This window comes from Acidovorax sp. FG48, assembly GCF_057809085.1.
Genome location: NZ_JBMDJH010000021.1, coordinates 1 through 25,014 on the forward strand (window position 1 = coordinate 1; position 25,014 = coordinate 25,014).

General features: G+C 66.0%; 26 protein-coding genes and 1 riboswitch. Of the genes, 18 read left to right on the top strand and 8 right to left on the bottom strand.

The window, feature by feature from the left end; all coding sequences use genetic code 11:
* From ACODSU_RS21335 to ACODSU_RS21350, 4 genes are all read left to right on the top strand, one after another.
* A partial coding sequence (locus ACODSU_RS21335) for a hypothetical protein (protein WP_488844608.1) occupies positions 1 to 349 on the top strand: 349 nt, incomplete at its 5' end.
* Positions 342 to 485 (top strand): hypothetical protein, encoded by a 144-nt coding sequence (locus ACODSU_RS21340; protein WP_488844610.1) that lies wholly within the window; start codon positions 342 to 344, stop codon positions 483 to 485. The genes ACODSU_RS21335 and ACODSU_RS21340, both read left to right, overlap by 8 nt.
* Positions 486 to 520: 35 nt before the next feature.
* Positions 521 to 733, top strand: a complete 213-nt coding sequence (locus tag ACODSU_RS21345) for a DUF4224 domain-containing protein (RefSeq protein WP_488844612.1) — start codon at positions 521 to 523, stop codon at positions 731 to 733.
* Positions 730 to 1,761, top strand: a complete 1,032-nt coding sequence (locus tag ACODSU_RS21350; RefSeq protein ID WP_488844614.1) for an integrase — start codon at positions 730 to 732, stop codon at positions 1,759 to 1,761. The genes ACODSU_RS21345 and ACODSU_RS21350 overlap by 4 nt, the downstream gene beginning before the upstream one ends.
* A gap of 427 nt (positions 1,762 to 2,188) precedes the next feature.
* On the opposite strand, the gene ACODSU_RS21355 is transcribed toward ACODSU_RS21350, so the two are convergent.
* The 3 genes from ACODSU_RS21355 to ACODSU_RS21365 form a co-directional block, all read right to left on the bottom strand.
* Positions 2,189 to 3,067, bottom strand: coding sequence for a DUF6279 family lipoprotein (locus tag ACODSU_RS21355; RefSeq protein ID WP_260668213.1), 879 nt, complete (start codon positions 3,065 to 3,067; stop codon positions 2,189 to 2,191).
* Positions 3,068 to 3,243: 176 nt separating this feature from the next.
* The gene (locus tag ACODSU_RS21360) at positions 3,244 to 3,459 is read right to left on the bottom strand and encodes a hypothetical protein (protein WP_015015343.1); all 216 of its coding nucleotides are present in this window, start codon (positions 3,457 to 3,459) and stop codon (positions 3,244 to 3,246) included.
* A gap of 87 nt (positions 3,460 to 3,546) precedes the next feature.
* The gene (locus ACODSU_RS21365; RefSeq protein ID WP_488844616.1) at positions 3,547 to 4,491 is read right to left on the bottom strand and encodes a LysR family transcriptional regulator; all 945 of its coding nucleotides are present in this window, start codon (positions 4,489 to 4,491) and stop codon (positions 3,547 to 3,549) included.
* 179 nt (positions 4,492 to 4,670) lie between these two features.
* On the opposite strand from ACODSU_RS21365, the gene ACODSU_RS21370 reads away from it, so the two are divergent.
* From ACODSU_RS21370 to ACODSU_RS21380, 3 genes are all read left to right on the top strand, one after another.
* Positions 4,671 to 5,867 carry an acyl-CoA dehydrogenase gene (locus tag ACODSU_RS21370; RefSeq protein ID WP_015015345.1) on the top strand — a complete coding sequence of 399 codons (1,197 nt, stop codon included), beginning with the start codon at positions 4,671 to 4,673 and terminating at the stop codon, positions 5,865 to 5,867.
* A gap of 108 nt (positions 5,868 to 5,975) precedes the next feature.
* On the top strand, positions 5,976 to 7,250 hold the full coding sequence (locus ACODSU_RS21375) for a CaiB/BaiF CoA transferase family protein (RefSeq protein WP_488844618.1): 1,275 nt from the start codon (positions 5,976 to 5,978) through the stop codon (positions 7,248 to 7,250).
* A gap of 280 nt (positions 7,251 to 7,530) precedes the next feature.
* Positions 7,531 to 9,132 carry a methyl-accepting chemotaxis protein gene (locus ACODSU_RS21380; protein ID WP_488844620.1) on the top strand — a complete coding sequence of 534 codons (1,602 nt, stop codon included), beginning with the start codon at positions 7,531 to 7,533 and terminating at the stop codon, positions 9,130 to 9,132.
* Between the two features lie 89 nt (positions 9,133 to 9,221).
* Here ACODSU_RS21380 and ACODSU_RS21385 read toward each other — a convergent pair whose 3' ends face one another.
* From ACODSU_RS21385 to ACODSU_RS21395, 3 genes are all read right to left on the bottom strand, one after another.
* On the bottom strand, positions 9,222 to 9,773 hold the full coding sequence (locus tag ACODSU_RS21385) for a 6,7-dimethyl-8-ribityllumazine synthase (protein WP_043565627.1): 552 nt from the start codon (positions 9,771 to 9,773) through the stop codon (positions 9,222 to 9,224).
* Between the two features lie 150 nt (positions 9,774 to 9,923).
* Positions 9,924 to 10,094: riboswitch (FMN riboswitch) on the bottom strand.
* A 137-nt stretch (positions 10,095 to 10,231) separates the two neighbouring features.
* The gene (locus ACODSU_RS21390; RefSeq protein WP_488844622.1) at positions 10,232 to 10,717 is read right to left on the bottom strand and encodes a hypothetical protein; all 486 of its coding nucleotides are present in this window, start codon (positions 10,715 to 10,717) and stop codon (positions 10,232 to 10,234) included.
* A gap of 115 nt (positions 10,718 to 10,832) precedes the next feature.
* Complete coding sequence (locus ACODSU_RS21395; protein ID WP_488844624.1) at positions 10,833 to 11,807, bottom strand: LysR family transcriptional regulator; 975 nt, start codon at positions 11,805 to 11,807, stop codon at positions 10,833 to 10,835.
* 155 nt (positions 11,808 to 11,962) lie between these two features.
* On the opposite strand from ACODSU_RS21395, the gene ACODSU_RS21400 reads away from it, so the two are divergent.
* From ACODSU_RS21400 to ACODSU_RS21420, 5 genes are all read left to right on the top strand, one after another.
* Positions 11,963 to 12,982 (top strand): TRAP transporter substrate-binding protein, encoded by a 1,020-nt coding sequence (locus tag ACODSU_RS21400; protein ID WP_488844626.1) that lies wholly within the window; start codon positions 11,963 to 11,965, stop codon positions 12,980 to 12,982.
* 66 nt (positions 12,983 to 13,048) lie between these two features.
* Entirely contained in the window at positions 13,049 to 14,830 is a 1,782-nt protein-coding gene (locus tag ACODSU_RS21405; RefSeq protein WP_488844628.1) for an IlvD/Edd family dehydratase, read from the top strand.
* Between the two features lie 53 nt (positions 14,831 to 14,883).
* Positions 14,884 to 16,113, top strand: a complete 1,230-nt coding sequence (locus ACODSU_RS21410) for a fumarylacetoacetate hydrolase family protein (RefSeq protein ID WP_488844630.1) — start codon at positions 14,884 to 14,886, stop codon at positions 16,111 to 16,113.
* A gap of 25 nt (positions 16,114 to 16,138) precedes the next feature.
* Positions 16,139 to 16,708 carry a TRAP transporter small permease gene (locus ACODSU_RS21415; protein ID WP_488844632.1) on the top strand — a complete coding sequence of 190 codons (570 nt, stop codon included), beginning with the start codon at positions 16,139 to 16,141 and terminating at the stop codon, positions 16,706 to 16,708.
* Between the two features lie 33 nt (positions 16,709 to 16,741).
* A complete protein-coding gene (locus ACODSU_RS21420; protein ID WP_488844634.1) occupies positions 16,742 to 18,022 on the top strand; it encodes a TRAP transporter large permease subunit in 1,281 nt (426 codons plus the stop codon).
* A gap of 92 nt (positions 18,023 to 18,114) precedes the next feature.
* Here the strand turns inward: ACODSU_RS21420 and ACODSU_RS21425 are convergent, their stop codons facing one another.
* Entirely contained in the window at positions 18,115 to 18,756 is a 642-nt protein-coding gene (locus tag ACODSU_RS21425) for an NAD(P)-dependent oxidoreductase (protein ID WP_488844636.1), read from the bottom strand.
* A gap of 134 nt (positions 18,757 to 18,890) precedes the next feature.
* Between ACODSU_RS21425 and ACODSU_RS21430 the strand changes: the two genes are divergently transcribed.
* From ACODSU_RS21430 to ACODSU_RS21450, 5 genes are all read left to right on the top strand, one after another.
* A complete protein-coding gene (locus ACODSU_RS21430; protein WP_488844718.1) occupies positions 18,891 to 19,793 on the top strand; it encodes a LysR family transcriptional regulator in 903 nt (300 codons plus the stop codon).
* Between the two features lie 125 nt (positions 19,794 to 19,918).
* Complete coding sequence (locus ACODSU_RS21435; protein ID WP_015015358.1) at positions 19,919 to 20,221, top strand: antibiotic biosynthesis monooxygenase family protein; 303 nt, start codon at positions 19,919 to 19,921, stop codon at positions 20,219 to 20,221.
* Between the two features lie 139 nt (positions 20,222 to 20,360).
* The gene (locus tag ACODSU_RS21440; protein ID WP_015015359.1) at positions 20,361 to 21,320 is read left to right on the top strand and encodes a chemotaxis protein; all 960 of its coding nucleotides are present in this window, start codon (positions 20,361 to 20,363) and stop codon (positions 21,318 to 21,320) included.
* Positions 21,321 to 21,658: 338 nt separating this feature from the next.
* Positions 21,659 to 22,204, top strand: a complete 546-nt coding sequence (locus ACODSU_RS21445) for a hypothetical protein (RefSeq protein ID WP_015015360.1) — start codon at positions 21,659 to 21,661, stop codon at positions 22,202 to 22,204.
* A 45-nt stretch (positions 22,205 to 22,249) separates the two neighbouring features.
* The gene (locus ACODSU_RS21450; protein ID WP_488844639.1) at positions 22,250 to 22,912 is read left to right on the top strand and encodes a DUF4124 domain-containing protein; all 663 of its coding nucleotides are present in this window, start codon (positions 22,250 to 22,252) and stop codon (positions 22,910 to 22,912) included.
* Between the two features lie 54 nt (positions 22,913 to 22,966).
* Here the strand turns inward: ACODSU_RS21450 and ACODSU_RS21455 are convergent, their stop codons facing one another.
* On the bottom strand, positions 22,967 to 23,911 hold the full coding sequence (locus ACODSU_RS21455; RefSeq protein WP_488844641.1) for an SDR family oxidoreductase: 945 nt from the start codon (positions 23,909 to 23,911) through the stop codon (positions 22,967 to 22,969).
* Between the two features lie 48 nt (positions 23,912 to 23,959).
* Between ACODSU_RS21455 and ACODSU_RS21460 the strand changes: the two genes are divergently transcribed.
* Positions 23,960 to 25,012: a CDP-6-deoxy-delta-3,4-glucoseen reductase gene (locus ACODSU_RS21460; RefSeq protein WP_488844643.1), complete on the top strand. Its 1,053-nt coding sequence runs from the start codon at positions 23,960 to 23,962 to the stop codon at positions 25,010 to 25,012.
* Positions 25,013 to 25,014: the final 2 nt, after the last annotated feature.

Below are 25,014 nucleotides of genomic sequence, written 5' to 3' on the forward strand. Positions count from 1 at the left end.
CGGGTGCCATTGCGACGAGTGCAAGCAGTTCTACACCACCCCGCAGCCCACCCAGGCGCAGGCCGGGGCAATCACACCCCCACCAATTGAGTGCAACACCGAAGAGTTGAAAAAGGCGTATGCATTCGGCTGGTGGAGTGCGCTGGAGAAGCAGCGCGAGACAGCGCAGGCCGGGGCGGTGCCGCTGGATGAGGCCCGCCGCCTGTTTGATGCCGGGTGGAAGGCCGCAGCCCTGTTCTGTGACCGTGAAGACGTTGTGGCAGACGGGATCACCGGATTCGGTGCATGCCCGCAGTTTGAGGCTGCGTTCGCCGCCGCCAACGGCATCAAAGGAGGCCAGCATGGCTAGCCGCCGCGCCCGAGAGCGCCAAGAAGCCAGCGACGCCAAGCACTACCTCGAGCGCTGGCAGGAACAGCGCGACGAGGACGAAGAAGAGCTACCGGAGCGGGACGACGAGCCAGAGCCGGTACACACATTGCAATGAGCCCCGCTAAGGGGCTTTTCTTTTTGGAGGTCAGGATGACCGAAGGCGAATTGCTTGAGCCGAAGGAGATTCGGAAGCTCGCGGGCGCCAGCAAAACCGACGAGCAAGAGGCCTTCTTGAAACAGGAGGGCATCCCCCACAGGCGTCTCGGCAGGCGTATCCTGTTGTCTCGCGCGCACGTTCGCGCCTGGCTGGCTGGGCAGGTGTTCACGCCATCCCGCGGCGTCAATTTGGGAGCAGTGAGATGACAGGCCAATACCCACGACTTCGCGCAAGGACGCGCCGACGCAAGAATGGCAAGGTCGTGGTGTACTACTTTTACGACGCCACCGCGGAGGGCGGCGGAGAGGTTCCGCTTGGCACGGACTACACCCAAGCCATTGCCAGATGGCAAGAAATCACCGACCGCGGCACCGCGGCGCCAACCATCACCGGGACTCTGGAAGAAGCGTTCGCGCGCTGGGAAACAGAGGTTCTGCCCGGGTACTCCAGTGCTGAGACAAAGCGCGGGTACACCAAGAGCCTGCGCATGATGCGCCCAGCGTTCGGAGAGGCAACCTGGGATCAGGTGGACATGCCGACGATCAAGGCCTACCTGAAGAAGCGCACCGCCAAAACCCAAGGCAATCGGGAAATGGCCCTGCTGTCCGTCATCTGGAACTGGGCTCGCGGCGAGGGCCTTGTGTCACAACCGTGGCCCGCGGCAGGGATGGAGCGTAGCCGCTGGAAGAACAAGGAGAAGGCGCGCCGCGTCAAGGTTCACGATGCGGTGTACTCAGCCATCTATGCGGAGGCCTCGCAACACATCAAGGACTGCATGGATTTGGGGTCTGTCACTGGAATGCGGTTGACCGACTGCATTTCAGTGTTGATGCCGCGGGGGCACATTCTGGAGCTAGAGGCCAGCAAGACTGGCAAAGAAGCGGAGTGGGACTTGAACCTGTCCGCGGTGTTGCCTGGACTGGTCGAGCGCAGGAAAGCTCTAGGAGCACCCCACCTGATGCTCCTATCCACCCCAAACGGGCGCCCCGTCACCCAGGCAGCATTGCGCTACGGCTGGGACACTGCCAGGGCCATTGCGGCACAGAAGGCAGATGAGCGGGGCGACAAGGAATTAGCCGCGGCAATCCGCGGTTTGTACTTGAGGGACATGCGCAAACGTGCAGCGCAAAAGGCTGGCAGCTTGGAGGACGCCGCGGAGCTTTTGCAGCACTCGGACAAGCGCACCACCGAGCGGCACTATGGGGGCGTGCGAAAGCTCAAACCCGCGGGCTAAAAAGCGTTCCGGTTTTGCGCGTCTCTACTGTGTAGAATCCCGCGGAGAAACCCGGAACACATTGCCTGCCAAGCCGCATGAATCCTAGATTCTTCGCGGGACTCAAAATCCCCCGCCGCAAGGCGTGCCGGTTCGATTCCGGCCCCGGGCACCACAGTCAACAAGGCCGGTAGCTTCCACGAGCTATCGGCCTTTTTGCTGGGCCAGCCGCTGTGGCGGCGGCATGTGATTTCTGCACACCTCCACACCCAGCCACCGCCATGACCGCCCAGGATCTGATCGCGCACGCCACCGTGCTGGCCTACCGGCTGGCGGGTTATGCCCTGCAGAACATGGCCGAGGATGCAGCCCTGCTGGCGATGATGTTCTGCTGACCTTCGCGTCGCGGCAGCGGCCTCTGCGCTTCGCCCCACCCTCGCGCTGCACCTCAGCGCGCAGCCAGCAACAGGAAGTCCTGCTCATAACCCTTGAGCGATTGCGCCGCACGCAGCCGATGCGCAGGCGTCATGGCGTTGTGCAGGCGCGCAAACCCCTCGCAGCCCTCGGCCACCAGCGCTTGTGCGTAGCGCTGGTAGGCGCCGTCCGGTGACGTCACCACGCGGTCCAGAAAGCCGAGCATCAGCGTGCGGGCCTGGGCGGTGTTGCCACGGTCGGCCTGGATGCTGCGCAGCACCTGCACCAGGTCTTTTTGCCGGCGCACGCGCTCGGCGTAGGTGCGCTGCGGGTCAAAAGCCGACTGGGCGATAAAGGCGCGCAGCACGGCCTTCTGGGGTTCGTCCAGCGCGCCATAAAAGGTTTCGAGCCGCGACGAGAGGTCCTTGAAGCGGCGCTCGCGCATCTTGTCGAGCGATGGGTCCAGCCATTCGGATTTCCAGTCAGCGTTGCTGTCGGCCTGCCTGCGCTCTAGATTGCGGATCTGCGCCTCGGTCAGCTGCGAGGCCAGCCACACCACCTTGGGCTCGGCCTGGGCTAGCACCTTGTCCAGCTGTGTACGTGCCTCGTCATAGATGCGGCAGGCCTGCTCGGGGGTGATGGTCGCGGGCAACTGCTGCTGCACCTTTTGCAACAGCTCGGCATGCTGGGGCAGCATGGTGTCGCGGTGCCAGCGGTGCAGGTCGCCCAGGTCGCCCCGCACGCGCTCCGTCTGCGCGTCCGACAGGTCAAGGTAACGGTTCAGTTGCCAGTACGCCAGGTGGGGCACCTGGTTGTACGCCAGCCGCACCGTGCTGCAGCCCGCCAGCAACGCACCGGCCAGGGCCAGGGCGGCAATGCACAGGGTGGTGCGCAGACGGGACAAAGCGGGCACAGCGGCTCCAGACAAAGGGAATTGCACAGGATAGGCCCAACGCTGCACACGGCAGGCACAGGGCCCAGATACCCCAGCCCGCGCACCAGGATTTAGCCAAAGGCTCCCAACCCGCACGGAGGTCCCACGCCACACCGCGCGACGGATGCGCACAAGGGGCCGGCTGACGCGCGGGCTCAGTTGTCCTGTCGCCGGATCAACTGGCGGCCACTGGCGGTGATGGCCAACTCACCCCCCGTCCCCTTGGTGATGAAGCCCCATTCGAGCAGTCGCCCCGACACATGGTCCTTGAGCGCGTGGGGCAGCGTGATGACTTCGCCCATCTCCAGTTGCTTGAGGGTCTCGATCTCGTCCACGGTGGGGTCGAAATGCGGAGCGTGGTAAGTGGTCATGGTGGTCGCTCTCCAACAAGGTTGCTGAATGAAAGACAGACTTCCGCGCAACCAGATTAGTTCACCGCCCAGGTGGACGCAAGCGCATCAACCCGCCACCGGGGCGCCCGCCGCCTCGGCCATCTGCTGCAGCCAGCGCGCAAACGTGGCCAGCACCGGCGGCTGTGCCTGCGTGGGGCTGATGAGGTAGTACGCCCGCTCGCCGCGCAGCGGGCGGTTGCAGGCCACCACCAGCTCGCCGCTGGCGAGTTCGGCCTCGATGAGCAGCGGCGGGATCAGCGCCACGCCCATGCCATGCGTGGCGGCCACAGCCAGCATGGAGAACAGCTCGTAGCGCGGGCCATCCAGCGCGTGCGGTGCCTCCACCCCCATGGCATCGAACCACTGGCGCCAGCCGTACGGGCGTGTGCTTTGCTGCAGCAGCGGCAGCTCGGCCAGAGCCTCGGCGGCCACGGGCTGGTGGGCGCGGCCCCGGCCCCGGGGCGCGGCCGATTCGAGCAGGCGCGGGCTGCACACGGGCACCACGTCTTCGTGCATCAGCAGCTGCGCCTGCACGCCAGGCCAGTTGGCGACCTGCTCGGGCGTGCCGGCATACAAGGCGGCATCGAAGGTGGTGTCGGCAAACAAGAAGGGCCGCGTCTGTGTGTCGATGTGCACCACGATATCGGGATGCGCCTGCGCCAGGTGCGGCAGGCGGGGGATGAGCCACCGCGTGGCAAAGGTGGGCACTGCCGCCAGCGTGAGGGTGCCGCCCTCGCCCTGGTGGGCCATCACGTCCAGCGTATCGCGCTCCAGCCCCTGCAGCCAGCGCGCCACCTGGCGGCCATAGTGCGCGCCCGCAAGCGTCAGCACCACGCCGTGGCGCGTGCGGCGAAACAGTGCCACGCCCAAAAACTCTTCCAGCGCCTGGATCTGGCGCGAGACGGCGCTTTGGGTGAGCGACAACTCCTGCGCGGCGCGGGTGTAGCTCTCGTGGCGGGCGGCCACTTCAAAACAGGCCAGGGCCTGGGTCGATGGAATGTTGCGGCGCATGATGAAGAGGAATTTTTAAGTGACCAGCCACGCCTTGGCTTAGCTGGCCGCCAGTATTCCATACATTCCATAAACGCATGTCTGGATGAAAAGAACTCGCTTGCGGGCCACCACCCCAAGGCCTACGATGCGCTCCAGATTCGTTTTTTCTTCCCCCTCTTTCCGACCTGGAGACACACATGGCCCACGCCGCTTTTCAATGGGATGACCCTTTCCTCCTGAGCCAGCAACTGACCGACGACGAGCGCGCGATCCGCGACGCCGCCGCCGCGTATTGCCAGGACAAGCTGGCGCCCCGCGTGCTCGATGCCTTCCGCCACGAAAAGATGGACGTGAGCATCTTCCGCGAGATGGGCGAAGTGGGCCTCTTGGGCCCCACCATCCCCGAGCAATACGGTGGCCCCGGCCTGAGCTATGTGGCCTACGGCCTGATCGCCCGCGAGGTGGAGCGTGTGGACTCGGGCTACCGCTCGATGGCCAGCGTGCAGTCGTCGCTGGTGATGGTGCCCATTTATGAATTCGGCAGCGAAGCCCAGCGCCAGAAGTACCTGCCCAAGCTCGCCAGCGGCGAGTGGATTGGCTGCTTTGGCCTGACCGAGCCCGACCACGGCTCCGACCCCGGCAGCATGGCCACGCGCGCCTACAAGGTCGATGGTGGCTACAAGCTCAAGGGCAGCAAGATGTGGATCACCAACAGCCCCGTGGCCGATGTGTTCGTGGTCTGGGCCAAGGAAGTGTCCGAAGGCGGCGCTGTGGGCCCCATCCGCGGCTTCGTGCTGGAAAAGGGCATGAAGGGCCTGACGGCCCCCGCCATCCACGGCAAGGTGGGCCTGCGCGCATCGATCACCGGCGAGATCGTGATGGACGATGTGTTCGTGCCCGAAGAAAACGCCTTCCCTGAAGTGCAGGGCTTGAAGGGCCCGTTCACCTGCCTGAACAGCGCGCGCTACGGCATCGCCTGGGGTGCGCTAGGTGCCGCCGAGTTCTGCTGGCACACCGCCCGCCAGTACACGCTGGACCGCAAGCAGTTCGGCCGCCCCCTGGCCGCCAACCAGCTCATCCAGAAGAAGCTGGCCGACATGCAGACCGAGATCGCCATCGGCCTGCAGGCCTGCCTGCAGTTTGGCCGCATGAAGGACGCGGGCACGGCCAGCGTGGAAGGCACCTCCATCATCAAACGCAACAGCTGCGGCAAGGCGCTGGACATTGCCCGCCTGGCGCGCGACATGATGGGCGGCAACGGCATCAGCGACGAGTTCGGCGTGGCCCGCCACCTGGTGAACCTGGAAGTGGTGAACACGTACGAAGGCACGCACGATGTGCACGCCCTCATCCTGGGCCGCGCACAGACGGGCATCGCCGCGTTCGCCAACTGATCGGCCTGCGCCCCGAGAACCCGCAAAAACACCGCCTTTGCGGTGTTTTTGCCTTGTAGCGCTAGTCCATCATGCGCTGACAGCTATTAATTTCATAGTAAACACCCCATGACCACCTCTTCTACCGCCCCAGGCGCCCTCGCAGGCATCAAGGTGCTCGACCTCTCCCGCGTGCTGGCCGGGCCGTGGTGCACGCAGATCCTGGCCGACCTGGGTGCGGATGTGGTGAAGGTGGAGCGCCCCGGCGTGGGCGACGACACGCGCCAGTGGGGCCCGCCCTTCTTGAAGGACGCGGACGGCAACGACACCAACCAGGCCAGCTACTACACCGCCTGCAACCGCAACAAGCGCTCGGTCACCATCGACATGGCCTCGCCCGAGGGGCAGGCGCTCATCAAGCAGATGGCGCTGGAGGCGGACATCGTGGTGGAGAACTTCAAGGTCGGCGGCCTCAAGCAGTACGGCCTGGACCATGAGAGCCTGCGCGCGCTCAACCCGCGCCTCATTTACTGCTCCGTCACCGGCTTTGGGCAAGACGGCCCGTATGCGGAACGCGCGGGCTACGACCTGATGGTGCAGGCCATGACGGGCTTGATGAGCATCACCGGCCAGGCCGACAACCAGCCCGGCGGCGGCCCCATGCGTGTGGGCGTGGCCGTCATCGACCTGTTCACCGGCCTGTACGCCAGCAACGCCATCCTGGCCGCGCTGCATGTGCGCGACAACGCCACCAATGGCACCGGCCAGGGCCAGCACATCGACATGGCCCTACTCGACGTGGGCATGGCCGTGCTGGCCAACCAGGCCTCGGGCTTTCTGGCCACGGGCAAGGCGCCCGGCCGCATGGGCAACAGCCACCCCAGCCTGGCGCCCTACCAGGACTTCCCCACGCAGGACGGCAACATGCTGCTGGCCATTGGCAACGACGGGCAGTTCCAGCGCTTTTGTGCAGCGGCCAACCAGCCGCAATGGGCCACGGACCCTCGCTTTGCCACCAACACGCTGCGCGTGCAAAACCGTGCCGCACTGATCCCCGCCATGGAGGCCGTGACCCGCACGCGCACCACGGCCGACTGGATCACGCTGCTGGAAGACAAGGCTGTGCCCTGCGGCCCCATCAACACCATCGCCCAGGCGTTTGACGACGCCCAGGTGCAGGCCCGTGGCCTGGCCGTGACGCTGCCGCGCTGGAAAGCTGGCGAGGCCGCCACCGACAAGGTGCAGCAGATCACCGGTGTGGCCAGCCCGCTGCGCCTGTCGGCCACGCCGCCCGTGCTGCGCAATGCGCCACCGGCACTGGGGCAGCACACCGACGAGGTGCTGCGCGAGATGGGCCTGGATGCGGCGCGCATTGCAGCGCTGCGGGCCAGCGGGGTTGTGTAATCGGCCCCTCGCGGCATCGGTCTGCGCGATGCCCTGACCACTGCACGGCCTTGCCCTCACCGGCAAGGCCGTTTTGTTTGGGCTGGCTGCATTCAATAAGTCACTGGCCCTATTCCGCGCACGCCTGCCCCACGGCAAAAAAGGCATGTACAAATATTTACATCCGTCTCCATAATCTCGAAGACACCCTGCCTGCTGCCCTGCCCCCTGCGCGCCGCTGAACCGGGATGGAGGGCCACTGGCCCCACTGCGACGTTTCTGGACCCTCAAGGAGTTCCTCATGAAGCTCAGCCTCAAGCTCCCCCTGGCCTTCACCGTGTCGCTGCTCTTGCTATTTGCAGCGGCCCTGTTTGGCATCAGCCGTCTGAATCAGGCGCTCGACACCTACCAGACCACCGTGGCCCAGAGCTTTGAGCACGAGCGCATGGCAGCGGGCATGCTCAACAACTTCAAGGTGCAGGTGCAGGAGTGGAAAAACGTGCTGCTGCGCGGCAAGGACCCGGCCCAGCTCACGCGCTACTGGGCCGCGTTTGAAAAGCAGGAACAGGCCATCAAGGACGAGGCGCAAAAGCTGGTGGCCGCCCTGCCCCCGGGCGAAGGCCGCGAACGCGTGTTGCAGTTTGCTCAGGCCCACGAACGCATGGGCACCGCCTACCGCAAGGGGTTGGAAGCCTTCAAGGCCGCCGACCACGACCCGCAGGCGGGTGACAAGGCCGTGGCCGGCATGGACCGCGAGCCCTCGCAACTGCTGGACCAGGCGGGCGACCTGATCGCAAAGGCCAGCAGCGCCGTGGCCGAACGTGCCGCCGCCACCGCACAGCGCGCCACCACCATCAGCCTGGTGGTGATGCTGGTGGTGTGCGCGCTGGGCATTGCCGGCGCCATTGCCTTCAGCCGCACGGTGGTGAACCCGCTGGACAACGCGGTGCGCGTGTCGCAGGCCGTGGCCAGCGGCGACCTGACGGTGGCGCGGCATGTGCAGGGCAAGGACGAGATCGCCCTGCTGCTGAACGCGCTGCACGACATGCAGAACAGCGTGTCGCAGGTGGTGAGCAACGTGCGCAACAACGCCGACAGCGTGGCCGCTGCCAGCACCGAGATCGCGCTGGGCAACAACGACCTGAGCGCGCGCACCGAACAGCAGGCCAGCGCGCTGGAGGAAACATCGGCATCGATGGAAGAGCTGAGTTCCACCGTGCAGGCCAATGCCGAAAACGCCCGCACCGCCAACCAGCTGGCCGTGAGCGCCAGCACCGTGGCCGTGCAAGGCGGCGACGTGGTGGCCGAGGTGGTGACCACCATGAAGGGCATCAACGACAGCAGCAAGAAGATCGCCGACATCATCTCGGTCATCGATGGCATCGCGTTCCAGACCAACATCCTCGCGCTGAACGCGGCCGTGGAGGCCGCCCGTGCAGGCGAACAGGGACGCGGCTTTGCCGTGGTGGCCAGCGAGGTACGGAGCCTCGCCCAGCGCAGCGCCGACGCCGCCAAGGAGATCAAGACCCTGATCCACGCCAGCGTGGAGCGTGTGGAGCTGGGTACCACGCTGGTGGACAAGGCCGGCGCGACGATGAACGAGGTGGTGAGCGCCATCCGCCGCGTGACCGACATCGTGGGCGAGATCAGCTCCGCCAGCAGCGAGCAAAGTGCGGGCGTGGCCCAGGTGGGCGAAGCGGTGATGCAGATGGACCAGGCCACGCAGCAGAACGCAGCGCTGGTCGAACAGAGCGCAGCGGCTGCCGACAGCCTGAAGGTGCAGGCGCAGCAGCTGGTGCAGGCGGTGGCAGTGTTCCGGCTGGCGGATGCGCAGACGAGCCCATCCCCAGCCTCCCGCATGCCCGCTGCGGGCCAACGCCAGCCGCGGTTGGCCGCAAGCTGACGTGGCGCGGCCATTTCAAACCCAATCAGCCTGAAGCGCTAGTGCATCATGCGCCAGTAGCTACATAAACAGTAGCAACTGGCGCCTTCTCAGGCTTCGGCCAGCGCAGGCGTTGCCTGCTGCACGGTGGCCAGCGTGGGCGAGGCCAGCTTGCGCAGGTAGGCCATGGTCTGCAGGCAGGCCTGGGCCACCTCGGTGCCCTTCTTCACGAAATGCTCGCGGAAGAAGCGCACATGGTCCTCATGGTCGTGGAAGTCGCGCGGCGTGAGCACGGCCGACATCACCGGCACCTCGGTGTCGAGCTGCACGCGCATCAGGCCGTCGATGACGGCGGTGGTGACGAACTCGTGGCGGTAGATGCCGCCGTTGACCACCAGCGCGCAGGCCACGATGGCGTCGTAGCGCCCGCTGCGCGCGAGCTTGCGGGCGAGCAGCGGAATCTCGAACGCACCGGGCACATCGAACAGCGCCACCTGCGCGGGCGGCAGGCCGTGGCGGTCGAACTCGGCCAGGGCCGCGTCGCGCGCCTGGTGCACGATGTCCTGGTGCCAGCTGGCACTGATGATGGCCACGCGGGCGCCACGGTGGGCGGCGACGGGGGCCAGGGGAGAGACGGAAGAAGTAGCAGAAGACTGATTCATGGGTTCCTCAAAACAGGTCGTACCAGAATCAGGGCGCGCGCGAGCACGGCACCTGCACAGGGCGGCGCAGGCCTCAGGCGCTGACCAGCGGGCAAAAAGCACGCAAGCAAACGCCAAAGGCCCAGCCACCCATGGCGGGTGCTGTGGGTTTCGCGATCTCTTTCATCCGGACTGTGACCGTCGGCTCTGGTTTCGCACCAGATCTGCTGACCCTGCAGGCCTGTTCCGAAGAACGGCTCCGCAGGCGCTCGCGGGCTCTTGCCAGCCTTTCAGCCCACAAATACCGCCGGTGGGGAATTCCGCCCCGCCCTGAGAACGCTGTCGGCCCCGAAGGTCATTCGGGGCCGACGGGCGAGATTTTAGGCGGCTGGGTGGCGCAATGCCGTCGCGCAGGCGATTGCCTGCACTGGCAGTGGCGGTTTCAGTGGCTGGGGGCTGTATTGAATGCCGAAGTCTGCTCAGCGCACGCGCTGAAACCCGCCTTCGGCCCAGGCCGCTGCGCTGGCGGGCGTGAGCTTGAAAGTGGGCGGCGCAGACGCACGGGCCAGTTCCTCACCCAGCTCGTCCTGCGCGCTCAGCGTGGCTGTGGCGCCTTCTTCATCGGGCACGATGGCCAGCGCCACGCGCAGGCGCTGGCCGTCGGCGGTGGTGATGTGCAGGCTCTTGTTCAGCTGCGCGTGCAGTTGCTGCTCATGGCGGCGCACCACCTCGCTCGCGGTCTTGACCAGGGTGTGAAAAGCCGACACATCCAGCGGCTTGGGGTTTTTCTTGTCGCGGCCCATGGTCCAGGGGCCCACCAGCGCGGGCTCGGCCTCGCCCCGCAACGTCATCGACACCGCCCAGCCGTCGTCGTCTTCGTTCTTGATGACCTGCGCCGTCCAGCGCCCATCGCTCCAGCAGCGGGGTTCCTGGATGGTGTCGGGCGTATCGGGTGCGTCGGTCATGGAGAAAAAGGCCTGGGTTGCGGGAAGGGGCGCAGAGCATAACGGCAGGGCTTGGTGGCCCAGATCTTCAATAACCGTTGGTTATCGAAAAAGGCCGTGCATAGCGCGGACCTTGTCACTCTGCCGAAGGGTCCAGCGCCACGCCCGCCGCCTCGCGCAGCACATCGATAAAGGCCTGTGCCGAAGGGGTGGGCGGCTCGCCCAGCCGGGTGATGAGGCCGTAGCTAGGCATGCGGTCGGGCAGCTCGACGGGGATGCGCGAGAGCAGGCCCCGGTCCACATATTTCTGGATCAGCGCGGCGGGCTGCAGCGACATCATGTGGGTGGTGTTCATCAGCTCCAGAGCAAACAAAAAGGACGGCGTCTCCACCACCCCCGCCGTCAGCGCCAGGCCCGCGCCGCCGAACAGGTCGTCCGACACCTTGCGCACCGCCGTGGAGGCGGGGTACAGAATCCACGGCCAGTGGGCCAGCTCGGTCAGCGACAGGTCGGTGGCGCCGCGCAGCGGGTGGTGCTGTCCGCCCACCACATGCAGCGGCTCGGCGGACAGGTGCTCGTAGTGGAACTGGCTGCGCTGGTCCTCGGTGGTGAAGCGGCCAATCATCAGGTCGATCTTGCGTTCGGCCAGCCAGGCGATGAGCTGGTCGCTGCTCTGCTCCAGGATCTTGATGACCAAGAGGGGCCGCAGGCGCTGGATTTCCACCACTGACGCCACCAGCACATGCGCGGCCGAGCCGGTGATGGCGCCCACCGTCACATGGCCGTGGCCGCCCTGCTTGAGGGCATTGAATTCATCGACAAACTTGCGCTGCACATCCAGCGCGGCGCTGGCGTAGCGCAGCGTAAAAAGCCCCAGCTCGTTGGGCCGCATGCCGCGCGAGAGGCGATCGAACAAACGCGCCTCCAGGATCTCCTCGATGTCCATCAGGATCTTGGTGGCCGCCGGCTGCGTGACATGCATCTGCTCGGCCGTCAGCCGCAGGTTGCGGGTGCGGCCCAGGATGTCCAGAAACTGCAGATGCCGAAAGCGCAGGCGCGCGCAGGCCTGCGCCAAAGACAAGGGTTTACCCGGAAATTCGTCTGGACTCATAAGCGTTTGGAATGGATTGTCGCAAAACATTCAGTAGACCCAGAGGTTCGCGAAACCTAACCTTCGCCTTGCGTTCATCACGGCTTGCCAAAAAGCTGAAAACGCCGACGGCCTCGCCAGCGGGGTCCCCGCCATTCCAACGGAGACAAGACACCATGCAATTCACTTCCCTCGCCAAATCCTTGGCACTCGGCGCCACGCTGCTGGCCGCCCTCTCCGCACCCGTCGCCGCACAAGTCAAGGAACACACCTTCAAGGTCGGCATCGGCCTGAGCGACGACCACCCGCAGGCCCAGGCCGTGCGCCACTTTGCCGAGCGCCTGCAGGCCAAGAGCGGCGGCAAGATGAACGCCAAGCTGTTTGCCAGCGGTGCCCTGGGCAATGACGTGAGCATGACCTCGGCCCTGCGCGGCGGCACGCTGGAGATGACGATTCCCGATTCGTCCACGCTGATGTCGCTGATCAAGCCCTTTGGCGTGCTGAACCTGCCGCTCACCTTCAACAACGAGGCAGAAGCCGATGCGGTGCTGGACGGCCCCTTCGGCCAGAAACTGCTGGCCATGCTGCCCGACAAGGGCCTGATCGGCCTGGGCTTCTGGGAAAACGGCTTCCGCCATGTGACCAACTCGCGCCGACCCATCAACACGGCCGACGACTTGGCAGGCCTGAAGCTGCGCGTGATCCAGAGCCCCTTGTTCCTGGACACCTTCAATGCCCTGGGCACCAACGCCACGCCCATGCCGTTCACCGAGCTGTACACCGCCATGGAACAAAAGGCCGTGGACGGCCAGGAGAACCCGCCCGCCACCATCCTGGCCAGCAAGTTCTATGAAGTGCAAAAGCACCTGGTGCTGTCGCGCCACATGTACAGCGCCTGGGTACTGCTCATTTCCAAGAAGACCTGGGACGGCCTCTCGGCCGACGAGAAGAAGATCGTGCAGGAAGCCGCGCGCGAAGCCACGGTGTTCGAGCGCAAGACCATCCGCGCCTTCAGCGAAACCGCCCTGGGCGAGCTGAAGAAGGCCGGCATGCAGATCACCGAGCTGCCCGCCGCCGAGCAGGCCAAGCTGCGCACCAAGCTGCAGCCCGTGCTGGCCAAGTACGGCAAGGAGTTTGGCGAAGAGACCACCAGCGAGCTGATGGGCGAACTGGCCAAGGCGCGGGGCGGCAAGTAACTTGCACGCTTCCCGGGGCGCAGCGTCCGGCTGCGCCCAGCCCCTCTTTTGCGACGCCCCGACCCCATGACAAAAACACCCCGCCGCCCCTTCCGCTCCCGCGAATGGTTTGCCGCGCCCGAGCGCTCGGACATGACCGCGCTGTACCTGGAGCGGTTCATGAACTACGGGCTCACGCCCGAAGAACTGCGCTCGGGCCGGCCCATCATCGGCATTGCGCAGACGGGCAGCGACCTGTCGCCCTGCAACCGCATCCACCTGGATCTGGCGCGCCGCGTGCGCGACGGCATCCGTGATGCGGGCGGCATTCCGATGGAGTTCCCCGTCCACCCCATCTTTGAGAACTGCCGCCGCCCCACGGCCGCGCTGGACCGCAACCTGGCCTACCTGGGCCTGGTGGAGATCCTGTACGGCTACCCCATCGACGCGGTGGTGCTGACCACGGGCTGCGACAAAACCACGCCGGCGGGCATCATGGCGGCATCCACGGTGGACATTCCCGCCATCGTGCTCTCGGGTGGGCCGATGCTGGACGGCTGGCATGAAGGCCAACTCGTGGGCTCCGGCACCGTGATCTGGCGCAGCCGCCGCCAGCTGGCTGCGGGCGAGATCGACGAAGAAGAATTCTTGCAGCGCGCCTGCAATAGCGCGCCCTCGGCCGGGCACTGCAACACCATGGGCACGGCATCAACCATGAACGCCGTGGCCGAGGCGCTGGGCCTGTCGCTGCCGGGCTGCGCGGCCATTCCAGCGCCCTACCGCGAGCGCGGCCAGATGGCGTACGAAACCGGGCGGCGCATCGTGGAGATGGCGTACGAAGACCTGCGCCCCTCGCGCATCCTGACGCGCGAGAGTTTCTTGAACGCGCTGTCGGTGGTGAGCGTGGCGGGCGGCAGCAGCAACGCGCAGGTGCACATCATGGCCATGGCGCGGCACGCGGGCGTGCAGCTCGATGCACAAGACTGGACCGACCACGCCTACGACCTGCCGCTCCTGCTGAACATGCAGCCTGCAGGCCAGTTTTTGGGCGAGCGCTTCTTCCGCGCCGGTGGCGTGCCCGCGCTGATGTGGGAGCTGCAGCAGGCGGGCAAATTGCATGCCGATTGCGCCAGCGTGACGGGCAAGACGGTGGGCGAAAACCTGCAAGGCCGCGAAACCCATGACCGCGAGGTGATCCGCCCGTTCAGCAACCCGCTGATGCACAAGGCGGGGTTCATGGTGCTCAGCGGCAACCTGTTCGACTTCGGGATCATGAAGACCTCGGTCATCTCCGAGGCCTTCCGCCAGCGCTACCTGACCCGCCCGGGGCAGGAGGGCATCTTCGAAGCCCGCGCCGTGGTGTTCGAGGGCGCAGACGACTACCACGCGCGCATCAACGATCCGGCGCTCGATATCGACGAAGGCTGCATCCTGGTCATGCGCGGCGCGGGCCCCATCGGCTGGCCCGGCTCGGCCGAAGTGGTGAACATGCAGCCGCCCGATGCACTGATCAAGCGCGGCATCAACACGCTGCCCACGCTGGGCGACGGACGCCAGTCGGGCACGGCAGACAGCCCGTCCATCCTCAACGCATCGCCCGAAAGCGCCGTGGGCGGGGGGCTGAGTTGGCTGCAAAGCGGCGACACGATCCGCATCGACCTGAACACCGGCCGCTGCGATGCGCTGGTCGCCCCCGAGGAAATCGAGCGCCGAAAGCGTGACCTGCCCACCCCACCCGTGCCCGCGAGCCAGTCGCCGTGGGAGGCGCTGTACCGCGAGAAAACGGGGCAGCTGGCCGATGGCGCCACGCTGGACTTTGCGCTGGGTTTTCAGCGCATTGCCGAAAAAACGCCACGCCACAACCACTGACAACGAACGGGCGGGCCACCGGTACCCACCCAGACTTTTTCGAAGGACTCTCCATGAACAACATGACGGCAGCAGCAGTTGCCGAACGGGCCCGTGCGCCCCACGCCGCATTGCAAGTGCTCCCCGACGACGGCCTGCAAGGCACGCTGGTCGGCCGTGTGTGGGCGCCCAGTGGTGCCGTTCCCGGCCCGGCCGTGGTGGCACTGCGACCCGAAGGTGTGTTTGACCTCAGCGCGCACTACCCCACCATGAGCACGCTGCTGGACACCCTGGCACCGGCAGAGGCTGCGCGCTTCGCCACGGGCCAGTACCTGTGCAGCGTGGACCACCTGCTGGGCAACAGCCAACCCGGCGCGCGCGATGCCACACGTCCCTGGCTGCTGGCCCCGTGCGACCTGCAGGTGGTGAAAGCTGCGGGCGTGACCTTTGCCGCCAGCCTCATCGAGCGCGTGATTGAAGAGCAGGCGCGCGGCGACGCCACCCGCGCGCAGGGCCTGCGCAGCCAGGTCATCGGCCTCATCGGCCAGAACCTGGCCGACATCCGCCCCGGCTCGCCCGAGGCCATGCGCCTAAAGGCGTTGCTGCAGGACAAAGGCCTGTGGTCGCAGTACCTGGAGGTGGGCATCGGCCCCGACGCCGAGGTGTTCACCAAGGCACCGGTGCTGGCCTCGGTGGGCTGCGGCGACGACATCGGCATCCGCTCCGATTCGGCCTGGAACAACCCCGAGCCCGAGGTGGTGCTGGCCGTGAACAGCCGGGGCCAGATCGTGGGCGCCACGCTGGGCAACGACGTGAACCTGCGCGACATCGAGGGCCGCAGCGCACTGCTGCTGGGCAAGGCCAAGGACAACAACGCATCGTGCGCGCTGGGCCCGTTCATCCGTCTGTTCGACGCCAGCTTCGGGCTGGAACAGGTGCGCAATGAGACGGTGCACCTGCGCGTGGCGGGCGCGGACGGCTTTGAGCTGCGCGGCATCAACACCATGGCCAGCATCAGCCGCGACCCCAGCGACCTGGTGGCGCAGGCCCTGGCCGCGCACCAGTACCCGGATGGATTCATGCTGTTTCTGGGCACGCTGTTCGCGCCCATTGAAGACCGCGACCAGCCGGGTGGCGGCTTCACCCACCACCTGGGCGACCTGGTGTCCATCCAGAGCGCGTGGCTGGGCGGCCTGCACAACCGCGTGGCACACAGCGAGGCCGCGCCGCCCTGGCGCTTTGGTCTGCGCGCCTTCATGGCCAACCTGGCGCAGCGCGGGCTGCTGCACGGCACCGCCCTCTGACTGAAAAAGATAACAGGAGACACCCATGCTCAATGCCTTCATCGACCGCTGCTGCCGTGCCATCAACCTGCTCATCGCCCTGGCGCTGGCCGTGATGGTGGCCATGGTGTTCGGCAACGTGGTGCTGCGCTATGCGTTCAACTCCGGCATTGCTATCAGCGAGGAGGTCTCGCGCTGGCTGTTTGTGTGGATCACCTTCCTGGGCGCCATCGTGGCGGTGCGCGAGCGGGGCCACCTGGGTACCGACTTTCTGCTGGCGCGCCTGCCACCGCTGGGCCAGCGCATTTGCTTGGGCCTGAGCTACGCGCTGATGATCTGGTGCACCTGGCTGCTGTTCAGCGGCGCACTGGCGCAGGCACGTATCAACTGGGATGTGGATGCGCCGGTCACCGGTGCATCCATGGCCATCTTCTATGCGTCCGGCGTGGTGTTTGCCGTGGCGGCGGGCCTGCTGCTGGCGCTGAACCTGTGGCGCATTGTGTCGGGGCAGATGCCGGACAGCGAACTGGTGCAGATCTCCGAGTCCGAAGAACTGGCCGCCGTGGGCAGCCAGCTGCCACACGCAGCCCCCGCGCCCACGGCCTCACGCCAGTGAGTCCCACACCGCAATGACCTGGAGCGCTCTTCCATGACCGTTTTTATCTTCCTCGGCTCCCTGCTGGCCGCCATGGCCATCGGCGTGCCGATTGCCTACGCGCTGCTGGTGTCCGGCGTCGCCCTCATGTGGCACCTGGACCTGTTTGACGCACAGATCCTGGCGCAGAACGTGATCAATGGCGCAGACAGCTTTCCGCTGCTGGCCGTGCCGTTCTTCATGCTGGCGGGCGAAATCATGAACGTGGGCGGGCTGTCGCAGCGCATCGTCAAGCTCGCGCTCACACTGGTGGGGCACAAGCGCGGGGGGCTGGGCTTTGTGGCCATCCTCGCGGCCTGCATGCTGGCGGCGCTGTCGGGCTCGGCCGTGGCCGACACGGCAGCGCTGGCGGCCCTGCTGCTGCCCATGATGGTGAAGGCGGGGCACGACAAGGCGCGCGCGGGCGGGCTGATTGCCTCGGCCGGCATCATCGCGCCGGTCATTCCGCCCTCCATCGGCTTTGTGGTGTTTGGCGTGGCGGCCAATGTGTCGATCAGCAAGCTGTTTTTGGCAGGTATCGTGCCGGGGTTGCTGATGGGGCTGGCGATTGCGGTCACCTGGTACTGGGTCTCGCAGCGTGAAAACGTCACTCCACCACCCAAGGTCTCCACGGCCGAGAAGCTGCAGGCGCTCAAGGAATCGACCTGGGCGCTGTTCCTGCCCGTCATCGTGATTGTGGGCTTGAAGATGGGCGTGTTCACGCCCACCGAGGCGGCGGCGGTGGCTGCGGTTTACGCCCTGTTCGTAGCCACTCTGGTCTACCGCGAGCTGCACTGGCGCCAGCTGACCGAGGTGTTCATCAGCGCGGCAAAGACCACGGCCGTGATCATGTTCCTGGTGGCCGCCGCCATGGTCAGCGCCTGGCTTATCACCGTGGCCGACATCCCGCGCCAGCTGGTGGGCCTGCTCAAGCCGCTGATGGAGCACCCCACGCTGCTGCTCATCGCCATCATGGTGCTGGTGATGGCCGTGGGCACCGCCATGGACATGACGCCCACCATCCTCATCCTCACGCCCGTGCTGATGCCGGTGGTGAAGGCCGCAGGCATCGACCCGGTCTACTTTGGCGTGCTGTTCATCATCAACAACGCCATCGGACTCATCACCCCGCCCGTGGGCACGGTGCTGAACGTGGTGGCGGGCGTGGGCAAGATGCGCATGGACGACGTGACGCGGGGCGTCATCCCGTTCATGGTGGCGCAGTTTGCGGTGATGTTCTTGATGGTGCTGTTTCCATCGCTCGTGCTGGTGCCGATGCGGTGGTTTACGGGGTGAACCTGGGGGTTTGAAGCAAAAAATGCCGCAAGCGCTATTGGATATTGCGCTTGCAGCTATCAAATCAGGAGTTAATCACTCCTAAACGCTGTTCAGTTCGCCACTGTGAACCGCTTTTGCACATGGCGCGGCGTTTCCAGTTCGTCCACCATCGCCACGGCCAGGTCGGCCACGCTGATGCTGCCGGGCTGGTCGCCGTTCATCAGCGGGGCCTCGTCGCCCAGTCGGTACTGGCCGCTGCGCTCGCCGGGCTGCAGCAGGATGGGGGGCGAGAGGAAGGTCCAGTCCAGCGTGTTTTCGGTGCGGATCCAGTTCAGCGCCTCGCGGGCGGCCAGGGCACCCTGCTTCCATTCCGCGGGGAACTGGGGCGTGTCCACCAGCTGTACGCCGGGCGCCACAAACAGGCTGCCTGCGCCGCCCACCACCAGCAGTCGGCGCACACCGGCGGCCTTGGTGCCGTCGATGATGGCGCGCGTGCCCTTGAGGAACTGGTCGTGAATGTCTGGCACCGTCCAGCCAGGGTTGTAGGCGCTGACCACGGCGTCGTGGCCAGCGACCGCCTTGGCCACCTGGGCAGCGTCCTGCGCGTCGGCGGCGACCACGGTCAGGCCTTCGCGGGGGGTGAGCTTGCCAGGGTTGCGGGCCAGCACGGTCACGCGGTGACCACGTTGCAGCAGTTCGTTCAGCACGGCCGAGCCGACAAAGCCGGTGGCACCAATCAGGGCGATGTTCATACGGTGTCTTTGGGGTCAAAGTTGCGATGTAGTGAGAATAGGAGCTTGTCAAAGCAGGCGGTAGAGGGCTAAAACAGCCTTCTTTTTGAAGCTCTACTTCACAATCAACTCCCTACCACTCTCGTTGACCCATGATGGAAGACCTCAAACGCATGGCCGTGTTTGCCGCTGTGGTGCAACACGGCTCGATGAGCGGCGCCGCGCGCGCCCTGGGCATGAGCACCTCGGCGGTGAGCCAGCAGGTGCGCAAGCTCGAAAGCGATGGCGGCGTGACGCTGCTGCACCGCTCCACACGCAAGCTGGCGCTCACCGAGGCGGGCCAGCGGTACCACGCGCGCTGCGCTGCCATGTGGGCGGCGGCGGAGCAGGCGCGGGCCGAGCTGGCGGCCTCGCGCGATGCGCCGAGCGGCGAGTTGCGGATGTCGGCCACCGTAGGTTTTGCGCGGCACATTGCGCCCGCCCTGGGAGAACTGCTGGCCGCGCACCCGGCGCTGCGCCTGCGGCTGCTGGTGGACGACTCCACCATCGACCTCATCAACGCCCGCATCGATCTGGCGGTGCGCTACGGGCGCCTGGCAGATTCGACCTGGGCCGCGCGGCGCCTGGGGGGCATGCACTGGTACCTGTGCGCGTCGCCCGACTGGGTGGCCGCACATGGCATGCCCCAGCACCTGGACGCGCTGCTGTCCCACAGCTGGCTGGGCTTTGCGCGGGAGGGGGGTGGGCTGCTCATCGACCTGCGCAGCCCCACCGGCGAACCCCGCGCGCTGCGCGTGGAGCCGCGCATTGCCAGCAACAACCAGCTCTCGATCCAGCAGATGTGCGAAGCCGGGCTGGGGTTGGCGCTGGTGGGCAGCATGGATTCGCACGATGCGCTGCAGGCCGGGCGGCTGGTGCGGCTGCTGCCGGAGTGGTCGTTTGGCACGCTGGATATCTGGGCCGTCACGCCCCAGCGCGATGCCCAGCCCGCAAAGGTGCGCCAGGCGATTGCAGCGCTGCACGCCTACCTGAAGCAGGTGCCGGGCATTTCGGACTGAGGCCCGGCGATACTGTGAAACCCTGCCAGCCCACTACTGCGCGGAAGCCCCACGGCAACGCCACGCCCCTGCGGCAGACCTTGCACAGTGGCTGATATCTTGACCAGACCGTTGCGGAGACATCCATGATTCTTGAAGTTGCCCACCTCACTGTCCGCACCGGTCAGAACAGCGCGTTTGAGCAGGCTTTTGCCCAGGCGCAGCGCATCATTGCGTCCATGCCCGGCTATTTGTCCCATGAGCTGGGTCATTGCATGGAGCGACCGCAGGACTATGTACTGCTGGTGCGCTGGGCCACCCTGACCGACCACGAGGTGGGGTTCCGCCAGTCCGCCCAGTACCAGGAATGGAAGCGGCTGCTGCACCATTTTTACGATCCGTTCCCCACGGTTGTGCACTTTGAGCCCGTCACGCCGGACAGGGTGTGACGGCGCCGCCACGCACGGATGCTGCAGCGCACTATTCGGGTATTGCCTGAAGATTTAGCGCACTGCGCATGCCGTTTGGGTCCTAGAATTTGTAAAAGCGCGTATCTTCGTATCTTCATTACCGCGCGAAGGATCCAACATGAAAGCCATCCAGCAGGACATCGACGAGCGGACCAACCTCACCAGCACCAACAAGTTCGAGCTGTTGCTGTTCCGCCTGGGCATCGACAGCGCCTTGGGCAAGTCCGAGCTGTTCGGCATCAACGTCTTCAAGATCCGCGAGATCGTGGCCATGCCCAGCATCACGCCGATCGCTGGCACCACGGCCCATTCGCTGGGAGTGGTCAACCTGCGCGGACAGGTGATTCCGGTGCTGGACCTGCCCTCCATCGTCGGCTGCAAGCCCCAGACGGGCCTGAACATCATGCTGGTGACCGAATACGCGCGCACCACCCAAGCGTTTGCAGTCGAGTCGGTGGAAGACATCGTGCGCCTGGACTGGAAACAGGTGCTGTCGGCAGAGACCAGCGGCGCAGCCGGCAAGCTGGTGACCAGCATCGCCCGCCTGGATGGCAACACCGACGAGTCCCGCCTGGCCCAGGTGCTGGACGTGGAGGCCATCCTGCAAATGATCTCGCCTTCTGACGGTCATGAGGTCACCGAAGAAAAGGTGGGCGCCAAGCTCAAACTCAAGCCCGGCTGCATCATCCTGGCGGCCGATGACTCGTTTGTCGCCCGCTCGCTAATCGAGCAAGAACTCAAGGTGCTCAACGCACCCTATGAAATGGTCAAGTCCGGCAAAGAGGCCTGGGACCGGCTCAACGCCATCGCCAAAAGTGCCGAGGCCGAAGGCAAGACCGTGCTGGACCGCGTGGCCATGGTGCTGACCGACCTGGAAATGCCCGAGATGGATGGCTTCACGCTGACGCGCAACATCAAGCAGGACGCTCGTTTTCACGGCCTGCCGGTGGTCATCCACTCCTCGCTGTCGGGCTCGGCCAACGAAGACCATGTGCGCAGCGTCGGGGCTGATGGCTACGTGGCCAAGTTCGTGGCGGAAGACCTGGCAGAAACCATCCGCCGCGTGCTCCCCAAGTAAACCGGCGGCCCATCCCGCCATCACGACGGCCCTGCGGGGCCGTCGTGTTTTGAAGGATGCCACACCGCGTCCAGTTAGCTCGTAGCGCCGATTGAATATGCCTCGGTAGCTATCATTTTTGTTGGTACCTATTGGCAGGGCGCGCAGGCTTTCACGGGTTGTTACAGCCTTTCTCTGCACCTGTGCTGACGGCGGGTCAACCAAACGCCCGCCCCACGCGCTAAAGTGGTTGGCACCTCTGTGCCAGGCTCCTGAAATTTGTAACGTTCCACCGGAGCGCTTTTCATGGGCTTTACGGACGGGGCGGAACGCGCCATTCCGGCCGGAGTCTGAACATCATGACCTACACCATCACACGCATCCTTTCGGCCACGGTTCTGGGGGCCCTGGTGACAGGGTGCGCCACCGTACCCGGTGACCCGTACTACGACGCTCCACGCTACCCCGTGTACGAACAGCCCGGCTACATCTACAGCGCGCCGCAGCCGGTGTACCAGGCCCCGCCCGTGTACCGCGCGCCCGGCGTGATCTATTCGGCCCCACCGCCTGCTGTGTACTACGGCGGACGTGACCGCGACGACAACCGCTGGGACAACGACCGCAATCGCGGTGACTGGCGCGAAAGGGAACGTGAGCGTGACCGCGCCGAACGCGACCGGGCCGCCCGCGAACGTGAGCGGCGCGACCAGCAAGCGCGCGAAGCCGACCGCCGCGCCCGTGAGCAAGACCAAGCCCGCCGGGAGCAGGCCGAACGGGACCGCCGCGCCGCAGAAGACCGCCGTAATCGCGAGAACCGCCCCGGCCGTCTGGCGCCTGACAGCTATACCCCGAGCCCGTACGACTGGCGCTCGCGCCAGCAGTCCAACAGCCAGGAAAAGCCTTGATGGCCTCTTACTGAACCCGCTGTCCCAGTCACTTTTTTCATCACCATGAAGCCACGCAAACACATCCTCATCACCGGTCTGTGCGTGGTCTTCCTGGGTGCCTGGGCTCCCTTGGGAGCCCAGGCGCAAGTGATACGCTGCACCGATGCCGCCACGGGCAAGGTCACCTACACCGACGGCAAGTGCGCCAGCGGCGCCACCGAGCGCGAGGTGGAGGCCCGCAAGACCCCACAAGAGATCCAGCAGGAGCGCGAAGAAGCAGCCGAAGCGCTGGCCCGCAAACAGCAGCGGCTGCAGGCCGAAGCAACGGCTGCGGACGCCGAATCACGGCGCAACGCACCGCGTGACCACGCGGCCCCGGCCAAGACGATCGACTATGCGCGCTCTCCGGAGTGCGCTCGCTCGCGGCGGAACCTGGATGTGGTGCTGAGCAGCGCCACGGGTGGCGGCTATGAACAAAACCTGCGGGTGGAGGCGGCACAGCGACAGGTCGACCTGGACTGCCTGGGCCCCCAGGGCTATGCAGAGGTGGAGAAATCCCGTCCCCGGTCCAACACCACGGCACCCGTGGTGGTCGTTCCCCCACCGTACTACCCGGTGCGGCCTACGCCCGTGCAGCCACCGCCGCCCACACCAGCTCCCAAAAAATTCACGCAGTGCAACGTGTTCCGCTGCTACGACGCTCAGGGCAACAGCTACCCCCGCTGATTGGGCGCCCGTTGCAGGCGGATTGAGCAACCTTCGAAGTTATTGCGCGGCTGCTCAGACCCGTAGCCCTTCGGCTACGCTGGGGTAACGCAACCGCAGCCCCAACTCGCGCAGCATGCGCTGGTTGTCCAGCCGGCGCGATTCGCTCATGAAGCTCAACAGCATCAGCGACAGCTGCTCCTGCGCCGTGCTGCGTGGCACACGCGGCGGGCGCGGCAGACCATACAGGTCGGCTGCCAAGTCAAAGTAGTCGCCCATCTTCATGTGGGTGGAGTCACTCACGTTGTAGGCGCGCTGCGGCCGGCCCTTCCACACCGCCGCCATGCAGGCGCGGGCCAGATCATCGGCATGGATGTGGTTGGTGAACACATCGTCCTCAGCCACCAGCACGGGCGTGCCCCGGCGCAAACGCGCCTCCGGGGTGCCCCCCTCCCGGTCAGGCGCATAGATGCCCGGAATGCGCAGCACCGTGGCCCGCACGCCGGCACGGCCCAGATGGCGCACGGCGCGCTCGGCATTCACCCGGCGCTGGGCGCGCGGTGTGCCAGGAGCCACGGCCCGCGTCTCCGGCACCAGGGCGCCCTGGCAGTCGCCATATACGCCGCTGGTGGACGCATACGCCAATGACGCTGGCAGGCTGCGCAGCCGCAACGCGCGGGCCAGCGCCACGGTGCGCGGGTCGCGCCACCAGGCATCACCCCCTGCGCCCTCGCCCGGCGGTGGCGCCAGATGCAGCACGCGCGTGGCCAGGCCAGACAGCCTGCGCAACGTCGCCGCATCGTCCAGATTGCCCACCAGCGGCCGGGCGCCCTGCGCGCGCAGCCCCGGCACCCGCCCTGCGCTGGAGGTCAGCGCCAGAACCTGCATGCGGCCAGCCCCAGGGCCCGTCTGCAGATTACGCAGCACCCGTTGACCTACATCACCACAGCCCACGATCAGCAGGCGTTCGCGGCGAAAGCGGGCTGGCAGGGCGCCGAGGGGGTTTTGGTTTGAAGGCAAAATCGGGACCGTCCGTTGACTACAAGAGCCCCCGAGGATACCCACTCCATGACCAGTGCTGAGTCCGTTTTCCAGATCACCGTGCAGCCCAGCGGCCGCGCTTTCAGTGCCAATGCGGGCGAAGCCATCCTGGCCGCCGCCATCCGCAGCGGCGTGGGCCTGCCCTATGGCTGCAAGGACGGCGCCTGCGGCTCGTGCAAATGCAAAAAAATCAGCGGCACCGTGCAGCACGGCGCCCACCAGTCCAAGGCCCTCTCGGCCGACGAAGAAGCCGCAGGCCTGGTGCTGACCTGCTGCGCGCAGCCGCTGTCCGACGTGGTGCTCGAATCACGCCAGGTCACCGACGAAAGTGCCTACCCCATCAAAAAGATGCCCGTGCGCGTGGCCTCGCTCGAAAAGAAGTCGCACGACGTGATGCAGGTGCGCCTGCAGTTGCCTGCGGCAGATACCTTCCGCTACCACGCGGGCCAGTATATTGAATTCATCCTGCGCGACGGTGCGCGCAGGGCCTACTCGATGGCCAACGCGCCGCACACCCAGGCCGAGGCGCCGGGCGTGGAACTGCACATCCGCCACATGCCGGGCGGCAAGTTCACCGACCATGTGTTCGGCGCGATGAAAGAGAAGGAAATCCTGCGTGTCGAGGGCCCGTTCGGCAGCTTCTTCCTGCGCGAAGAATCAGACAAGCCCATCGTGTTGCTGGCGTCCGGCACCGGCTTTGCCCCCATCAAGGCACTGATCGAGCACCTGCAGTTCAAGGGCATCAGCCGCCCCACCGTGTTGTACTGGGGCGGCCGTCGCCCGGGCGACCTGTATCTGGACGACTGGGTGCAGGCCCGCGTGGCAGAGCTACCGTGGCTGCGCTACGTTCCGGTCATTTCCAATGCGCTGCCCGAGGACGGCTGGACGGGCCGCACCGGCTTTGTGCACCAGGCGGTGCTGGATGATTTTGCAGACCTCTCGGGCCACCAGGTCTATGCCTGCGGTGCCCCCATCGTGGTCGAATCCGCCCGCGATGCCTATAGCGCCCAGCGCGGCCTGCCGCCCGAGGAATTCTTCGCCGACGCCTTCACCTCGGAAGCCGACAAGCACGGCGGCTGACC

Bases quoted from the DNA above. Each gene is read 5' to 3' on its own strand.
- ACODSU_RS21340 (WP_488844610.1), top strand. From the start codon at position 342: ATGGCTAGCCGCCGCGCCCGAGAGCGCCAAGAAGCCAGCGACGCCAAG.
- ACODSU_RS21345 (WP_488844612.1), top strand. From the start codon at position 521: ATGACCGAAGGCGAATTGCTTGAGCCGAAGGAGATTCGGAAGCTCGCG.
- ACODSU_RS21350 (WP_488844614.1), top strand. From the start codon at position 730: ATGACAGGCCAATACCCACGACTTCGCGCAAGGACGCGCCGACGCAAG.
- ACODSU_RS21360 (WP_015015343.1), bottom strand. From the start codon at position 3,459: ATGACCACTTACCACGCTCCGCATTTCGACCCCACCGTGGACGAGATC.
- ACODSU_RS21365 (WP_488844616.1), bottom strand. From the start codon at position 4,491: ATGCGCCGCAACATTCCATCGACCCAGGCCCTGGCCTGTTTTGAAGTG.
- ACODSU_RS21370 (WP_015015345.1), top strand. From the start codon at position 4,671: ATGGCCCACGCCGCTTTTCAATGGGATGACCCTTTCCTCCTGAGCCAG.
- ACODSU_RS21375 (WP_488844618.1), top strand. From the start codon at position 5,976: ATGACCACCTCTTCTACCGCCCCAGGCGCCCTCGCAGGCATCAAGGTG.
- ACODSU_RS21380 (WP_488844620.1), top strand. From the start codon at position 7,531: ATGAAGCTCAGCCTCAAGCTCCCCCTGGCCTTCACCGTGTCGCTGCTC.
- ACODSU_RS21385 (WP_043565627.1), bottom strand. From the start codon at position 9,773: ATGAATCAGTCTTCTGCTACTTCTTCCGTCTCTCCCCTGGCCCCCGTC.
- ACODSU_RS21390 (WP_488844622.1), bottom strand. From the start codon at position 10,717: ATGACCGACGCACCCGATACGCCCGACACCATCCAGGAACCCCGCTGC.
- ACODSU_RS21395 (WP_488844624.1), bottom strand. From the start codon at position 11,807: ATGAGTCCAGACGAATTTCCGGGTAAACCCTTGTCTTTGGCGCAGGCC.
- ACODSU_RS21400 (WP_488844626.1), top strand. From the start codon at position 11,963: ATGCAATTCACTTCCCTCGCCAAATCCTTGGCACTCGGCGCCACGCTG.
- ACODSU_RS21405 (WP_488844628.1), top strand. From the start codon at position 13,049: ATGACAAAAACACCCCGCCGCCCCTTCCGCTCCCGCGAATGGTTTGCC.
- ACODSU_RS21410 (WP_488844630.1), top strand. From the start codon at position 14,884: ATGAACAACATGACGGCAGCAGCAGTTGCCGAACGGGCCCGTGCGCCC.
- ACODSU_RS21415 (WP_488844632.1), top strand. From the start codon at position 16,139: ATGCTCAATGCCTTCATCGACCGCTGCTGCCGTGCCATCAACCTGCTC.
- ACODSU_RS21420 (WP_488844634.1), top strand. From the start codon at position 16,742: ATGACCGTTTTTATCTTCCTCGGCTCCCTGCTGGCCGCCATGGCCATC.
- ACODSU_RS21425 (WP_488844636.1), bottom strand. From the start codon at position 18,756: ATGAACATCGCCCTGATTGGTGCCACCGGCTTTGTCGGCTCGGCCGTG.
- ACODSU_RS21430 (WP_488844718.1), top strand. From the start codon at position 18,891: ATGGAAGACCTCAAACGCATGGCCGTGTTTGCCGCTGTGGTGCAACAC.
- ACODSU_RS21435 (WP_015015358.1), top strand. From the start codon at position 19,919: ATGATTCTTGAAGTTGCCCACCTCACTGTCCGCACCGGTCAGAACAGC.
- ACODSU_RS21440 (WP_015015359.1), top strand. From the start codon at position 20,361: ATGAAAGCCATCCAGCAGGACATCGACGAGCGGACCAACCTCACCAGC.
- ACODSU_RS21445 (WP_015015360.1), top strand. From the start codon at position 21,659: ATGACCTACACCATCACACGCATCCTTTCGGCCACGGTTCTGGGGGCC.
- ACODSU_RS21450 (WP_488844639.1), top strand. From the start codon at position 22,250: ATGAAGCCACGCAAACACATCCTCATCACCGGTCTGTGCGTGGTCTTC.
- ACODSU_RS21460 (WP_488844643.1), top strand. From the start codon at position 23,960: ATGACCAGTGCTGAGTCCGTTTTCCAGATCACCGTGCAGCCCAGCGGC.